The organism is Prevotella jejuni (assembly GCF_900187995.1).
In the GTDB taxonomy this organism is placed as follows: domain Bacteria; phylum Bacteroidota; class Bacteroidia; order Bacteroidales; family Bacteroidaceae; genus Prevotella; species Prevotella jejuni.
On the sequence record NZ_FZNZ01000027.1, the window covers coordinates 36,599 to 53,215 of the forward strand.

The window sequence follows — 16,617 nt, forward strand, 5'->3', positions numbered from 1 at the left end:
AGCATATCAGATATGAAGAGTAAATATATTTTCTTCGCAGTATCGTTGTTTGCTGCTTTGTCAGCAAACGCACAAGAGACATACGAGAATGCTAAGTTAGCAGGCGAGGACTTGAATGGTACTGCACGCTATGTTGGTATGGGTGGAGCTATGGAAGCTTTGGGTGCTGATATTTCTACTATTGGTACTAATCCAGCTGGTATCGGTCTGTTCCGTCATAGCAATGTCAGTATCAGTGGTGGACTACTTATGCAGTCTGATGGTAAGGACTTCTCTAACGGCAAAAAGACTAATCTGAGCTTCGACCAGATAGGTGGTGTTTATTCTACTCGTAGTGGACAGAAATCGTTCATTAACTTTGGTTTCAACTATCATAAGGGTAAGAACTTTGATTATATCCTCAATGCTGCTAACTCATTGGACGGAAGTTCACAGAATAAGCAGTCATATATTAAGGGTATGCTTGCTAATGAGAATTCTGGTGGATTCTTTGTTGATAAGAATAAGTATGGTGAGAATATCGGTTATGTAAATTCTACATCAGAGAATGTCGCATACACTTGGAGTCAGATTGATTACCTCTATTGGAATAATCTTATCCCTGATAAAAATACAGGAAGGCTTAACTATGAGTCGGCTTCGGGCTATAATCTTGCTCGTGCAAACACTGGTTATATTGGTAATTATGACTTTGCTGTGAGCGGGAATTTCAATGACAGGGTTTATCTTGGTCTGACATTCGGTATGAAGGATGTTAATTATAAGGGATATAGCGAGTATCGTGAGAATTTCAGCAATGCTGGTGGTGTGCTTGTCCGTGATGAAAGAAAGATAACAGGTTCAGGTTTTGATATCACTGCTGGTGTTATCGTTCGTCCAGTGGCTGAGTCTCCATTTAGAATAGGTGCATACGTGAAGTCTCCAACATGGTATGACTTGACGACATCAAATAATACTCGTCTTGTTTATTCCCCAAGTACAACGAGTGTGCGAAGCACGGATTCATCTATTAGTAATTCATACGATTTCAAGATGTGGACACCATGGAAGTTTGGTTTCTCTCTTGGTCACACCGTTGGTAATTACCTCGCTTTAGGTGCAACTTACGAGTATGAGAACTTTAGTAATATAAACAGTAGAGTCAACGATGGTGGATACTATGATTATTACTATGGTCAGTACTACGAGTCATCAACTGCTGACAAGAATATGAATGCACACACTAAGGAGGTTCTGAAAGGTGTAAGTACTTTGAAGTTAGGTGTTGAGTACAAACCAGTAAGCAATGTTGCTTTGCGTATGGGTTATAACTATGTTAGTGCAATGTACGATAAGGATGTGCAGAAAGACCCAGGTATTGCTTCTTTTGGTACAGCCTATGCTTCTGCAACAGACTACACTAATTGGAGTGCAATCAACCGCTTCACATTAGGTGTTGGCTATCAAGTTAAGAATTTCAATATTGACTTGGCTTACCAGTATAGTGCACAGAATGGCTCTTTTGCACCATTCTCTAATATTAGGAACATATCTATACCTTCTGGTACGACAACTGTAACAGAGTCTAACGTGGCTACAACTACTGATGTTAAGAATAACAGAAGTCAGTTGCTACTCACTGTTGGCTATCGCTTCTAAGGAACTTATATAAAGATATAAAGCATAAAAGGTAAAGGAGTATTCTCTCTTTTACCTTTTTTGTTGCTGTTGTCATAATTGCTCTTCGTAGGGTGTTTCAATAACGATAATCACAAAATGATTAGAAGTCTTGAGTGATTAAGTTGTTTAATTCATCTAAACTTAATTTCCTGTCATTGTTGTCATTCTTCGTAGACACTTAACTTATTAATTTATAGCATACTAACATCAAATGTTAAAAATGACAGCAAATGAATTTAAAACTTTATTTATATAATAGAGGTTATAGTCTCTCTCTTATTAGAGCCATTTTTACGGCATGTGTAGGAATGTCACTTTGTATTCCTACTAAACCTTGATAGGCGTGTGAAAGATGTATAATTGCTCTTTAGTCAATCACTCTATTTCAAGGTTAATAACCCCTTGACTATCTATTAAAGCTTTCCGACTTCTGATAGAACTTCTGCAACGTCATCAGGTGTATTGAACATGATGCCTTCTTCTAACTCCTCGTCTGACAGTTGAGCGAGTAGTTCCTTTGCAGCTGCTTCATCAAAACGTGGTTCTCCCTTACTATTGGTTTTGGCAAGTAGGGAGGTTAGGATCTGTTGACGATATTCTTCTATTGACATAATTAATTTGACTTTTACATTTATAATAAGGTGTCACTATTGATTAAGACTTTAGTATAAAGTGTGGATGGTTTTCATCTCCATAATCTTTATGATAGGTGAAACCATCATACTCAAAGGTGAGGAGCTCGTCAGGCGAGGCCAGTTGATTACGGAGGATGTAACTTGTCATTGCGCCACGGCAACTCTTTGCATATACACTGACAGCCTTTAGGCGACTTTCTTGGTCAACCATAAAGAGTGGCTGAATAATGCGTACCTCTTTTTGTAAACGTTTCCAATCGAAGAGGTGTTGGAACTCTTCTGTGGCTAAATGTACTAAGATACCATCGTCAGCATGCACTGCTTCTATGAGGAGGTCTGTGAGGAGTGGTTTCCAATATGCAAACATATTCTTGCCTTCAGCCGATGGTAGCTTTGCTTTCCCTTCCAGACGATAAGGATGGATAAGGTCTAATGGACGTAAGAGGCCATAGAGAAAACTTGTTATCCAGAGATGTTTGTCTGCATAGCTGAAGTCTTCTTGACTGTACTCATGTGCTTTAAGACATTTATATGCTTGTCCGTAATAGGCGAGGAGAGCAGGGAGAAAGGCTTCTTCATTGAAGAAATCTTGATAGCGTAGCTTGTTTTCAAGTGCTATCTTAGCGTTACATGGAATCGTTTGGGCAAGTTCTTCTACAGAAAGGCTGCTTAGCTCTAACGCCATCTGCCCCGCTTCTTTATGGAAACGAGGCAGATGAGTGTTAGGAGTTGGTACCGTTGTGGTACTGTTCATTATTTTAGCGGATGCTAATAGTATCTGCATTTGATTGAAAACTTAGGATTAAAAGGGTGAAATGGAGTTAGGACAATATTTTACCTGTCGAGAAATATAAAAATGGTAAGGGGTTATACCTTTATTAAAGATAGCCCTTAGGATATGAGCAATAGGCATAACCCCTTTAAACTCTTAATATTTCAATCCCATATTATAAAGGATGAAGCCATAAATGTCAGCTTGTTCTTCCAACTGCTTAGACAGAGGTTTGCCACTTCCGTGTCCCGCCTTGGTATCAATGCGGATAAGTGTTGGTGTGTCAGCAGCATTATCAGCCTGCAATGTAGCTGCAAACTTAAATGAGTGCGCAGGTACAACACGGTCGTCATGGTCGGCTGTTGTTATCAAAGTAGCAGGATACTTTGTACCAGGACGGAGGTTGTGGAGTGGAGAGTAAGCGTGGAGATAATCAAACATCTCCTTTGAGTCAGCACTTGTTCCGTAGTCTGGAGCCCAGTTCCAACCAATAGTAAACTTATGATAACGTAACATATCCATAACACCTACTTGTGGGATACATACTTTATAAAGGTCTGGACGTTGTGTCATGCAAGCTCCTATGAGCAAACCACCATTTGAGCCACCAACGATAGCGAGGTAGTCTTTACTTGTATATTTATTCTCGATAAGCCATTCACCAGCTGCAATGAAATCGTCAAAAACATTCTGTTTCTGCATCTTCGTACCTGCTGTGTGCCAATCTTCTCCGTACTCGCTACCACCACGAAGGGATGCTTGTGCATAGATGCCACCATTTTCAATGAAAGGAATACGTACAGAAGAGAAGTATGGGGTCAAGGCTATATTGAAGCCACCGTATGCATAGAGGAATACTGGGTTCTTACCATTGCGCTTCAAGCCTTTCTTATAAGTGATAAAGAGAGGAATCTTTGTCCCATCCTTACTTGTATAGAATACCTGTTCGCAGACATAGTCAGACTCTTTGAACTTAACCTTTGGTGCTGCATATACCTTACTGTTTGCAGAACTGAGGTCATACTGAAAGATGGTAGTTGGTACGGTGAAAGAAGAGAAGGAATAGAATACCTCTTTACGATCTTTCTCTCCATAGAAAGCCGCACTACCTAATGTCGGAAGTTTAATCTCTGAGAGTTGTTTACCATCCATAGAATAAACGTACGCGTGGCTGGAAGCATCTTTCATATAGTTGAGAATCATCTTTCCATCAGCAAAGGTAACTCCTTCAAGCATGTCCTTAGACTCTGGTACAAGGGTCCTCCATTCACTGAAACCAGGGTGCTTGAGGTCTGTGACCATCAGTCGGTTCTTAGGTGCACCATCATTAGTAAGGAAGTACATCTTATCACCAATAGTCTCAATCAGGCTATACTGTAAATCAAGATTAGAAGTCATCTGAATGAATTGACTATTAGGTTGACGGAGATCACGTACATAGACAATGTTGCCTGAGCCTGCACCGCTTTCATAGAGGAACATCATGGTCTCTTCTTCATTAACACTTACAGCATAGAAGCGCATTGGGTTTGCTGGATTTTGGTAGAAGAGGACATCTTCAGACTGTGGAGTACCTATCTTATGATAGTAGATTTTCTGGACAGAATTGACATTACTGAACTCATGTCCTTTCTGTGGAGCATCATAGGCACTGTAATAAAAACCGTCACCTTGCCAAGATGCGCCAGAAAATTTGGCCCAATTAATATGGTCATCAAGCAGTTTTCCTGTCTTGACATCCATTACATAGAACTCCTGCCAGTCGCTTCCGCTGCGAGAGATAGAGTAGGTTGCATACTTGCCGTTGTGTGAGAAGTAGATACCCTTCAATGCAACGGTTCCGTCTGATGACAGTTGATTAGGGTTAAGGAATACACGTGCGTTCTTCTCATCCCCAAGTCGATCCATGATATACAGTACACTTTGGTTCTGCAGACCATCATTCTTGTAGAAGAGCCACTTTCCAATAGATTTGATATAGGAGGGAGCCGATACCTTCTCATAGTTTGATAACTCCTTCATACGTTTTAGGAGTTTCCCACGGAACGGAATACGAGAGAGATACTCCTGTGTAACCTTGTTCTCAGCAGCTACCCATTCAGCAGTAGCTTTGGAACTATCATTCTCTAATGGGCGATAAGGATCGGCAACTTGAACACCAAAATAGGTGTCTACAGTCCCATCCTTTGGAGCTTGTGGATACGTTAGCTTCTGTGCCATCATGCTTGTGGCAGACAATAATGCTGCGGTTAGTAATACTTGTTTCTTCATATAGTAAAGATTTTAATGAATGAATGTTGTTTGCGATAGAGTGGACTTATTAGTCTAATTAGGCTTATTGGGCTGATATGCCCAATATGCCCAATCAATAATATAAATTACTTTAAGCTTTCTTGATACCACTCGTAGAGTTTCTCAACACCATCTTCAATTTCCACTTTGTGTGTCCACCCAAGGCGGTGCAACTTCTCTACATCAATGAGTTTTCGTGGTGTACCATTCGGCTTCTCAGTATCCCAGATTATATCTCCTTCAAAGTGAACTGTCTTCTTGACAAGTTCTGCAAGTTCTTTGATGGTAAGCTCTTTGCCAGTACCTACATTGATGTGGCAGTTACGAATCTCTCCTAATGATGGGATAGCACCACCACGGCCTTCAGAATTGTTTCGGTCGACTACACCATCAATCTTTGCACCATAGAAAACACTTGAGTATTTCTCAATACCAATGATGTCCTTGAAATCTACGTTCAATAGGATATGAACGCTGGCATCAGCCATATCTTCACTCCAAAGGAACTCACGTAATGGACTTCCGTCACCCCATAGCGTTACCTTATTATTCTCAATGCCATAGAAAGCGAGTGCTTTCAAGATACGTTCTTCTGTATTCTTACCATCAACATTACCTTCACCAATCTCTGCACGCAACTTGTCGGTTGGATTGATAGGTCGCTTGTTCATATCATTACGTATAGCATCCCAATCATTCTCATGGATTAATTTGGCAAGGTAAATCTTGCGCATCATTGCTGGCATCACATGAGAGTTCTCCAAATGGAAATTATCATTAGGCCCATAGAGGTTTGTTGGCATAACTGCTATGTAATTCGTACCATATTGAAGGTTATAGCTTTCACACATCTTCAGTCCAGCTATTTTTGCAATAGCATACTCTTCATTACTGTATTCCAAAGGAGAAGTCAATAAAGAGTCTTCGTGCATTGGCTGTGGTGCATTCTTTGGATAGATACATGTACTACCAAGGAAGAGGAGTTTCTCTACTTCATGAAGATAGCTTTGCTCGATAACATTACATTGTATCTTCATGTTTTGCATGATAAAGTCTGCCCGATAGAGGTAGTTAGCCATAATTCCTCCTACAAATGCAGCTGCGAGAACAACAGCATCAGGCTTTTCCTCATCAAAGAATCGCTTTACAGCTTGCTGATCAGTTAGGTCCAGTTCTTTATGACTTCGTCCAACAAGATTCTTGTATCCTCGTTGTAGAAGATTGTTCCATATTGCTGAGCCAACCAATCCATTGTGTCCAGCGACGTATATCTTACTATTTTTATTCATTGCGTATTTGTTGAATAGACTGTAAAAAGTAACAATAGCTGATAGAAAGCGACTATTGAGAATCGCCAACTATCAGCATAAGCGGTAATTATCCCTCTCGCTGAGGAGAGAGAATGACGAAAGATGTCCTACTTAACGATACCTTTCTCCAAATACTCTTCAAGATTTGTCCTAACCTTCTCAGCAGCACCTTCAGATGCAACTTTTGCCATGTCGCTGTCTACCATAATGTTGACAAGCTCTTCAAAGCTGGTACTGTTAGGATTCCATCCAAGTTTTGCCTTTGCCTTTGTTGGGTCTCCCCAGAGATTGACAACGTCAGTTGGACGATAAAAATCAGGACTTACCTCAATGATAACATTTCCAGTTGCCTTGTCAATACCCTTTTCGTCCATGCCTTCGCCTTGGAATTCAAGTTCTATTCCTACACGTTTGAAAGCGTAATAGCAGAACTCTCGAACACTATGTTGTACACCCGTTGCAATAACGAAATCCTCTGGTTGTTCTTGTTGGAGGATTAACCACATACACTCTACGTAGTCCTTAGCATATCCCCAGTCACGAAGAGAACCGAGGTTGCCCAAGTAGAGCTTGTCTTGCTTACCCTGTTTGATACGAGCTGCAGCAAGTGTAATCTTACGAGTAACGAAAGTCTCGCCACGACGCTCACTCTCATGATTGAAAAGAATACCAGAGCAACAATACATATTATAAGCCTCACGATATTCCTTCACAATCCAGAAACCATATTGCTTAGCAACTGCGTAGGGACTGTAAGGGTGGAATGGGGTGTTTTCGTTCTGTGGAACCTCCTCAACCTTGCCGTATAATTCGGATGTCGAAGCTTGATAGATACGACAAGTCTCTGTCATTCCTAACTGGCGAACAGCTTCAAGAATACGTAATACGCCCACAGCGTCGACGTCAGCTGTAAACTCTGGAGAGTCGAAGCTGACCTGTACATGACTTTGCGCTGCAAGATTATAAATCTCATCAGGGCGTACTTTGCTGATTACTCCAAGAATACTCATTGAATCACTGAGGTCAGCATAATGCAAATGGAAATGAGGACGTCCCTCTAAATGAGCTATACGCTCACGGAAATCTACTGATGAACGACGGATAGTTCCATGCACATCATAACCCTTTTCGAGTAACAATTCTGCCAAATAAGAACCATCTTGGCCTGTAATACCCGTGATAAGTGCTTTTTTCTGCATTATATTTTATGATGATATTATTATATTCCTATGGTTGCACAAAGATACAAATTATTATTAATAATTTATCTTTTTACGGATAATAAACCTTAAATTTATATTTAATTTAATTCTAACTATGATGTTTGAACCCAACTATTGTTTCGTTTATCATCCTTTTCGAGGGATATGTGCAAACTTTCCTATGCTTTAGAACTTGTTTCTCTGCATGTTTTTTGATTAAGTTTGTGATTGTTGTAAGCTCTTCACATGTACACTCTCTGTGTACCTCAAGTTGTTGGATACTTCGTTCTACTCATAAGATAACACGCAAGAAAGTCGTTGGCAGTTCCCATTTCTCAATGAAAGATGGATTTGCTTTACTTTATTTGCCAGCATCTTCATAATGATGTATCAGTAATTGCTCTACACTTCAAGGTAATCGGTAGGATTATGAAAAAGCATGACATTAAGATGTGTGTAATCTTCTCAAAATAATACTATACCTCCTCTTGGCATTGGTTGTATAATAAATTGTGTTTCAGTAGGTTATATGCATGAATAAAGAAGATGCTTCTTTTGCTTCAAGAAGGGCGTCTTCAATATGTAAGAAGGGCATGTTCTTGAACGTAAATAAGGCTTTCCTATGAACTTAAAGAGCATGTGTTAGAATTGATGAGGGTGAAAAATATTGACATAAACGCATGAATAATAGTCTTACTCCTGCCCTTTCCTCAAGTAGAAGGAGATTATCCACAGAAATGTCTAACGTATTCTTCGTGTTTGTTTAACGTTCTCACTTCTTTTATTAGCTACTTTATAGCTGAAATCTTATTATTTAGATTTTCACTTGTAGAAGGAAGAAAGGAGGTAGATGTATATCTCCTTTCTTTAACAGGTTCTATTACTCATTTCTCTGAAAGGTATAAAAAAAGCCCATTCAAAAAAAGAATGAGCTTCAAGTTTATATATGTGATTAATTTATCCTACCATGTTCTTGAGGTCTTCCTCAACAGAGGTAATACCGCCCAGACCAAAGTTTTCAACCAACACCTTCAAAACGTTTGGAGAAACGAAGGCTGGCAATGTAGGACCGATGTGAATATTCTTGATACCAAGGTAGAGTAGGGCAAGTAGGACGATAACTGCCTTCTGCTCATACCATGCGATGTTGAACTCGATAGGAAGGTCGTTAATATCATTTGCACCAAAGATTTCTTTCAGCTTTAATGCAACTACAGCCCATGAATAAGAATCATTACACTGTCCTGCATCCAATACACGTGGAATACCATTGATGTCACCAAGGTTCAGTTTATTGTATTTGAACTTAGCACAACCACTGGTCAAGATAACAGTATCCTTTGGTAGTTGAGCTGCAAACTCTGTATAATAATCACGGCTCTTCATACGACCATCACACCCACTCATTACAACAAACTTGCGTATAGCACCACTCTTAACGGCCTCAACGACCTTATCGGCTAACGCAAATACTTGTGCATGAGCAAATCCACCGACAATCTCACCCTGTTCGATAGCTGTTGGAGCCTTACATGTCTTTGCGATCTCAATTACTTCAGAGAAGTCCTTATGACCATTCTCATCAGCTACGATGTGCTTCCAACCAGGGAAACCAGTTGCATTAGTCGTGAAGACACGATCCTTATAGCTTGCCTTTGGTGATGGAGGAACAATACAGTTCGTCGTGAAGACGATAGGACCATTGAATGTCTCGAACTCTTCTTTCTGTTTCCACCATGCATTACCATAGTTGCCTACAAGGTGCTTGTATTTCTTCAACTGTGGATAATAGTGAGCTGGGAGCATCTCACCATGAGTATAAACGTCTACACCAGTACCCTCTGTCTGCTCCAAAAGCTGCTCGATATCCTTCAAGTCATGACCAGAAATAAGTATACCTGGACGGCTACCAGTACCAATATTAACCTTTGTAAGTTCTGGATTGCCGTAAGCCTGCGTGTTCGCTTTATCAAGCAATGCCATTGCATCTACACCGAATTTACCAGTTTCCATTACTGTAGCCAGCAATGTATCCATGTCAGCAGCTGGGTTTGAAATGGTAGCAAGAGCCTTCTCCATGAAAGCGATGATGTCTTCGTTGCGCTCGTTGAGGCGTGATGCATGCTCGTAGTAAGCAGCCATACCCTTCAAACCTAAGACAGTCAACTCTTTCAACGAACGTATATCCTCATTCTCTGTACGGAGTACACCTTCGCGATTACCTTCTGCTTCGTAGTCAGCCTTCTCACCTCCCCAATTTACTTCTTGGTAATCAGGTAGAGTTACATTCTTCTCCTTTGCAAGAGAGAGAAGTTCGTGCTTAATTCGTACACCATTGTCCACCTTATTTAATATAGCTTGATCGTCAAAGTTGGCATTTGTAATCGTAGCGAAAAGTGCGTCTACGAGATAATCACCAACCTCTTGATTCGTTTCTATACCAGCTTTGCGAAGTGAATCTGCTATAGTAGCAACACCTCTTACAACACCAAGTAACAAATCTTGCCAACGGCTTGTGTCTGCTTTCTTACCACATACACCTTGAATAGTACACCCTGTACCTTTTGCTGTTTCCTGACATTGGAAACAGAACATTTTGTTTTCTGCCATGTTTCTTAGTTCTATATTTATTTCAATAATGTTATTTTCGGATGCAAAGGTATATGATGAAAGAAAGTGAACAAGGTAACATTTGTGACGGGGTAAGGTTAAAAAAATATAAAGGTGATGGTTCTTTGTTTACGACGTATAAGATTTGTCTTATGTAAAGAAGAACGTAAAAAGATAAAATCGGAAACGCTTTGTATAAAAAGATGTTAAGATTATATATGTAAATAATTTATACATGGATAATAGAGAGTGTAATGATTTCTTTGTGAAATTTAATAACTAATAGATATTAAAAAACTTGCTATAAACTTGACATTCTTAATTAAAAATGTTATATTTGCAGTGTAATAACAAATAGGTAACTAAAAATACACGGATTATGGCTAAGTACAATTTAACTGAAAAGAAAGAGAAGGTAGCTGCTTACCGAAGTTTGGTCAGTCCGCAACTAATGGATGAATTAAAGGAGAAAATCCTTAATATCATTCTTATTCAGCAACGTTACAAAGACAAGAATTATTCTGCCAAGCAACTTGCTGAGGACTTGGGGACTAATACACGCTACATCTCGGCGGTAGTAAATGTGAGATTTCACATGAACTATACGTCATTCGTTAACAAATTCAGAATAGAGGAGGCTATGGCTCTATTGGTTGATAAACGTTATCAAGAGCTGAATATGGAAGATATCAGTGATATGGTGGGTTTCTCAAACAGACAATCATTCTATGCTTCTTTCTATAAACTAAATGGTGTCACCCCACGTGACTATAGAATGCGGCATTCAACACAACACTCATCTGAAGATGTACGTGTGAAGAAACCGCTTAAGAAATAAATAAAAAATGTTCGAATCAATAGGAGAGGAAACTTTTAACTTTCAGGATGAACGGTTTGCCGATATACAACTATTACGATATCGGCTCCCGGATTTCGAATCACTGACAATTAGGCAAAAACAATTAATATATTGTTTGTCGCAAGCTACGCTATTTGGACGTGATATAACATTTGATCAGTTCGGCAAATACAACCTCCGTATTAGAAAGACTTTAGAGGCTGTCTATTTGAACTATAATGGTGAAAAGTTAGATTATAATTTTCGTGCTTTAGAGGAATATCTGAAGCACGTTTGGTTTGCTAATGGTATTTATCATCATTATGCGTGCGATAAGTTCTCACCATTATTTACAGAAGATTTCTTTCGTAAAGAAGTCTTAGCGCTTGAAGTCAATCAGCTTCCGCTTAACGAGGGAGAGACTGTTACGTCTTTGCTCGATGAGCTATGTCCTGTAATCTTTGATCCGACAGTTCTTCCAAAGCGAGTTGATAAGTCGGATGGTAAAGATATAGTACGCTCCTCTGCATGTAATTATTATGACGGAGTTTCTCAGCAGGAGGTTGAAGAATTTTATGCTAAGTTAAAGCAAGAAGGCCCAATAAGTGAAGTGCCATCTTATGGATTAAATTCTACTCTTGTAAAAGAAGGTGATTTAATCCGTGAAGATGTCTGGAAAATAGAAGGGAAATATGGGGCTGCGATTAGACAGATAGTATTCTGGCTAAATTGTGCAAAAGAATTTGTTGAAAACAAACGACAGCATCGTGTGATAGAATTGTTAATTCGTTATTATGAGACAGGTGATTTACATGATTTCGATACATATTCTATTGAGTGGTTACGTGAGCAGAATGGGCGTATAGACTTTATCAATGGTTTTATTGAGGTCTATGGTGACCCTATGGGATTGAAAGGCTCATGGGAAGGTATCGTTGAATATAAAGATCTTAAAGCCACACACCGTACACAAACTATATCTGCTAATGCACAGTGGTTTGAGGACCATTCACCAATTAAGCCTTTGTTTAGGAAAGAGGTTGTAAAAGGTGTTACAGCAAATGTTGTTTGTGCTGCAATGTTGGGAGGTGATGAGTATCCATCTTCAGCTATAGGTATAAATCTGCCAAATGCTGACTGGATTCGAGCAGAGTATGGTTCGAAGAGTGTGACAATATCTAATCTTACCCATGCTTACAATATGGCTGCGAAAGGAAATGGCTTTCGGGAGGAGTTTGTCATTGACGATGATACACGAAGACTATTAGAACTATATGCTGATAAGACCGATGATCTTCATACAGATCTTCATGAATGCTTAGGACATGGGAGTGGACGATTACTGCCTGGTACTGATCCTGATGCGTTGAAGAACTATGGTAATACTATAGAAGAGGCTCGTGCTGATTTATTTGGGTTATATTATATAGCAGATCTGAAACTTTTAGAGCTTGGACTCTTAGATAATGAAGAAGCTTATAAGGCGCAGTATTATAGCTATATGATGAATGGTTTGCTCACCCAACAAGTCCGTATTAAACCTGGCAAACAGATAGAAGAGTCGCACATGCAGAACCGTGCACTTATTGCGCAATGGGCTTTGGAGTTAGGAAAAGATGATAATGTTGTAGAGCTTGTAACTCGTGAAGATGGAAAGACAGGCCAATCAAAAACATTTGTGCGTATTAATGACTATGAAACTTTACGGTATATCTTTGCTTATCAACTTGCAGAGATACAGCGTATTAAGAGCGAAGGAGACTTCTATATGGCTCGTGCTTTAGTGGAGAAGTATGCTATCAAACTGAATCCTGTTCTTCATGCAGAAGTATTACGTCGCTATGAAAACTTGAATATAGTACCTTATAAAGGGTTTATAAACCCAGTCCTTACACCTGTTTATAATGATTTTGGTGAAGTAATAGATGTTGTCGTAGATTATTCTGAGTCATACACAGAGCAGATGTTACGATATTCTCGAGATTACCAAACACTTTGATCATAATTTTATAAGTGTATTGACATTTGATGTATATTATGCTTTTCGGGTATATTTGATAGTCTCAACCCATTGGTGGAATTAAATCAGCGTGTATTTGAACCTGCTTATAGGTTTGTTGATAATGTAGTTGATGTGTTCTAATGCGGTCATCGTACAGACTTTTCCCACTATTCGGACAAAAAGAGCGCATGTTTCTTTGGCGTACTTTCTGATGACGAGGAACTGGTTTGTAAGTTGTGAAAGTACTGTTTCAATCCTCTTTCTTACCTTTGCTATAGGGTTGAAGGTTGGCTTTTAGTTCTTTTGGATAAGCCTATATGGACATTCAAGCCTGATGTTAACAATATCAAAAATGTCAAGTTGATTTTCCGCACTGATGTACCCTTTGTCTTCTAAGATGCTACAATTGTGATAAAATGGCTTGTTGTCTTTGAGTTCTTTAATATTGTATACACTCGTTTGGGACAAGTCGTATGAATGTATGACGCCCCCTGTCACCATTGTTGGTGTTAAGGGGGCATTTTTTTTGTTCGTTTAGACACGTCGCTTTTTATGTTTCTTTTCAATTCATCTTTGTACTTTTCTGCACATAATATTTTGAAATGTGCTTATTAATATGTATCTTTGCACAGAGTTTGAAATATTGTGCAATGGAAAAGATTCCAAGTTTTAATGAGTTAATAGAGAAGAGTATCATCGAATTTTGGGATCGTGATGCTCTAACCGATTATAAGGGTAAGACCCTCCAATATCATGATGTTGCAAGAAAGATAGAGAAATTGCACATTATGTTTGAGGCAAGTGGTGTTAAACAAGGAGATAAGATAGCGCTTTGTGGAAGGAACTCTTCTGCATGGGCAGCTGCTTTTCTTGCCGTACTCACCTATGGCGCAGTAGCTGTACCTATCTTGCATGAGTTTATGCCAGAGCAGATTCATAATATTGTTAATCACTCTGATGCAAAACTACTCTTTGTTGGTGACGTCGTAGTTACACAGGTTGACGCCATGAAGATGCCAAAGTTGGAAGGTATCATCTATATCCCTGATTATTCATTGGTAGTAAGTCGTACAGACAAATTAACCTATGCACGCGAACATCTCAATGAGGAGTTTGGGCGTCGTTATCCGAAGTATTTCCGTCAAGAAAATATCCATTACTATCGTGAACAGAGTCCAGATGAATTGGCTTTGATAAATTACACAAGTGGAACGACAGGACGTTCAAAAGGTGTTATGCTTCCTTATCGTTCTTTGTGGAGTAATGCTGATTTCGCAAAGCATGTGTTAGGTAATATCATAAAGCCAGGCGATAATGTCATCAGTATCCTTCCGATGGCCCACATGTATGGAATGGCATTTGAGTTTATCTTTGAGTTCCTCTCAGGTGTTCATATCTATTACCTAACTCGCATACCTTCTCCTGCAATTATTTCGCAAGCTTTGCAGGAAGTTAAGCCAGTAATCATGATTGCCGTACCATTGGTCATAGAGAAGATTATTCGTAAGAAGGTCTTTCCAAAGATACAGAACAATCGTATGCGTTTGCTTCTTAACATGCCAGTTATTAATAAGAAGGTACGTGCCAAAATACGTGAGCAAGTTTATCAAGCATTTGGTGGTAATCTATATGAGATTATTATTGGTGGTGCAGCCCTCAATGGTGAGATTGAATCTTTCTTACGTCGTATAGAGTTCCCGTATACGGTAGGTTACGGTGCAACGGAGTGTGGTCCAATTATTTGTTATCGTGATTGGCATAGCTTTAAGCAAGGTTCTTGTGGACAAGCTGCCTTACATCAAGAAGTGCGTATAGATAGTCCTGATCCAACGAACATTCCAGGAGAAATTCTTACCAAGGGTCCTAATGTCCTCTTAGGATATTATAAGAACGAAGAAGCCACAAGTCAGACAATCGACAAGGACGGATGGTTCCATACAGGTGACCTTGGTCTGATGGACCAAGACGGGAATGTCTTTATTAAAGGACGTTCGAAGAATATGCTTTTAGGTAGTAATGGGCAGAACATCTATCCAGAAGAGATAGAAGACAAGTTAAACTCTCTTCCTCTCGTAAATGAATGCTTGGTTATTCAGAGTGGCGAGAAGCTTATAGCTTTGGTACATCCTGATTATGATGAAGCTCAGAACTTAGGACTTAATGCTGACGATATTAAGAATATCATGGAAGAGAATCGTACACAGTTGAATGCTATTGTACCGGCCTATTGTAAGGTTTCAGAGATACGTATTCATGAAGAAGAGTTTGAGAAGACACCAAAGAAATCTATCAAGCGCTTCTTGTACACGGAATAAGTTCTTGATAAATTAGATAGACAGAGTTTGGGGATATACATCTCTTTTATCCGACTTTAATGTTCGTATGGATAAAAGGAGAAGTATATCCCCAATTTTGTTTCCTTACTTTTGTGTATAGATAAGTTGAATATTTTGAAATACAAACACAAGAAAAACTCATTGAACTTTTTGTCTCTCACAAATTTTTAGAACACAAGAAGCCTGTTGGGTATTTTCTTTCTCACAGATTCTCACAGATGAACAGAAACCTTTCTGCGAACAGGGAGAACCCACAAACGCCGACAAGCGACGATAGATATCACAGAGCCTTTCTGCTAACCATCAACACCTAACATTTAACACCCAACACCCAACAATAGCTGAAACGCTCTGTGTTATCGGTTTGGCTTAACGCCTCTGAATTGTTTTTGTGAAATCTGTTCTTCAGTATAACTCTGTGAGAAAAAGAATACCAGAGAAAAAGATATCTACCATAAAGCAAGAAAAATCACATATTAGGATAAGACCAAGAAAGGGAAGATCAGATTAATATCTCTGCTGACCAATGATTTTCAGATGTCGGCAGAAGATATTATACCTATCTATAAGAGAGGATGGCAAATAGAGACTTTATTTAAGTAATTAAAACAGAATTTCCCTCTAAGATACTTCTATGGAGAGAGTGCGAATGCTATAAAAACAAAAATATGGATTACGCTTATAGCCAATCTGCCTGTAACACTTGTGAAGAACAAAATAAAGAGACCCAGGGGCTTCTCAGGCTTGGCAACAATGATAAGAATTCTACTTATGAGTTATGTCTCAATACAAGGTTTCTTTGAGTAGCCACATAGAGACTGGGGAAACGGACAGCGATAATTCACTTTCTTTTTTTATATTTTTTTGCTAATTTCTTGTTTGTTTCATATATTCTCACTACCTTTGCGGCCAGTTAAAATAAAATTAACTCGTAATAACGATGAGAGTCATAAAGAATATT

The 16,617-nt window shown here is 39.1% G+C and carries 10 protein-coding genes and 1 pseudogene; 4 read left to right on the top strand and 7 right to left on the bottom strand.

Annotation, left to right across the window (positions count from 1 at the left end; translation table 11 throughout):
* The first annotated feature begins 12 nt into the window (after positions 1 to 12).
* On the top strand, positions 13 to 1,638 hold the full coding sequence (locus CHB62_RS10580; protein WP_089366820.1) for an OmpP1/FadL family transporter: 1,626 nt from the start codon (positions 13 to 15) through the stop codon (positions 1,636 to 1,638).
* Positions 1,639 to 2,072: 434 nt separating this feature from the next.
* Here CHB62_RS10580 and CHB62_RS10585 read toward each other — a convergent pair whose 3' ends face one another.
* From CHB62_RS10585 to hcp, 6 genes are all read right to left on the bottom strand, one after another.
* Positions 2,073 to 2,270 (bottom strand): hypothetical protein, encoded by a 198-nt coding sequence (locus tag CHB62_RS10585; RefSeq protein ID WP_009010597.1) that lies wholly within the window; start codon positions 2,268 to 2,270, stop codon positions 2,073 to 2,075.
* A gap of 43 nt (positions 2,271 to 2,313) precedes the next feature.
* Complete coding sequence (locus CHB62_RS10590) at positions 2,314 to 3,078, bottom strand: YaaA family protein (protein WP_089366821.1); 765 nt, start codon at positions 3,076 to 3,078, stop codon at positions 2,314 to 2,316.
* Positions 3,079 to 3,222: 144 nt separating this feature from the next.
* Entirely contained in the window at positions 3,223 to 5,337 is a 2,115-nt protein-coding gene (locus CHB62_RS10595) for a prolyl oligopeptidase family serine peptidase (RefSeq protein ID WP_089366822.1), read from the bottom strand.
* Positions 5,338 to 5,444: 107 nt separating this feature from the next.
* Positions 5,445 to 6,647, bottom strand: coding sequence for a GDP-L-fucose synthase family protein (locus tag CHB62_RS10600; protein WP_089366823.1), 1,203 nt, complete (start codon positions 6,645 to 6,647; stop codon positions 5,445 to 5,447).
* Positions 6,648 to 6,775: 128 nt separating this feature from the next.
* Positions 6,776 to 7,867, bottom strand: a complete 1,092-nt coding sequence (gene gmd / locus CHB62_RS10605; RefSeq protein ID WP_009010601.1) for a GDP-mannose 4,6-dehydratase — start codon at positions 7,865 to 7,867, stop codon at positions 6,776 to 6,778.
* Between the two features lie 960 nt (positions 7,868 to 8,827).
* Entirely contained in the window at positions 8,828 to 10,480 is a 1,653-nt protein-coding gene (gene hcp, locus CHB62_RS10610; protein ID WP_089366824.1) for a hydroxylamine reductase, read from the bottom strand.
* A 379-nt stretch (positions 10,481 to 10,859) separates the two neighbouring features.
* On the opposite strand from hcp, the gene CHB62_RS10615 reads away from it, so the two are divergent.
* Both CHB62_RS10615 and CHB62_RS10620 read left to right on the top strand, forming a co-directional pair.
* Positions 10,860 to 11,318 carry a helix-turn-helix domain-containing protein gene (locus CHB62_RS10615; RefSeq protein ID WP_009010604.1) on the top strand — a complete coding sequence of 153 codons (459 nt, stop codon included), beginning with the start codon at positions 10,860 to 10,862 and terminating at the stop codon, positions 11,316 to 11,318.
* A gap of 7 nt (positions 11,319 to 11,325) precedes the next feature.
* Complete coding sequence (locus tag CHB62_RS10620; protein ID WP_089366825.1) at positions 11,326 to 13,317, top strand: dipeptidyl-peptidase 3 family protein; 1,992 nt, start codon at positions 11,326 to 11,328, stop codon at positions 13,315 to 13,317.
* A gap of 81 nt (positions 13,318 to 13,398) precedes the next feature.
* Here the strand turns inward: CHB62_RS10620 and CHB62_RS15245 are convergent.
* Positions 13,399 to 13,809 (bottom strand): annotated as a pseudogene (locus tag CHB62_RS15245) (transposase); the annotation flags it as partial.
* A gap of 161 nt (positions 13,810 to 13,970) precedes the next feature.
* Here CHB62_RS15245 and CHB62_RS10630 point away from each other — a divergent pair.
* Positions 13,971 to 15,635 carry an AMP-binding protein gene (locus CHB62_RS10630; RefSeq protein WP_089366827.1) on the top strand — a complete coding sequence of 555 codons (1,665 nt, stop codon included), beginning with the start codon at positions 13,971 to 13,973 and terminating at the stop codon, positions 15,633 to 15,635.
* The last annotated feature ends 982 nt before the right edge of the window (positions 15,636 to 16,617 follow it).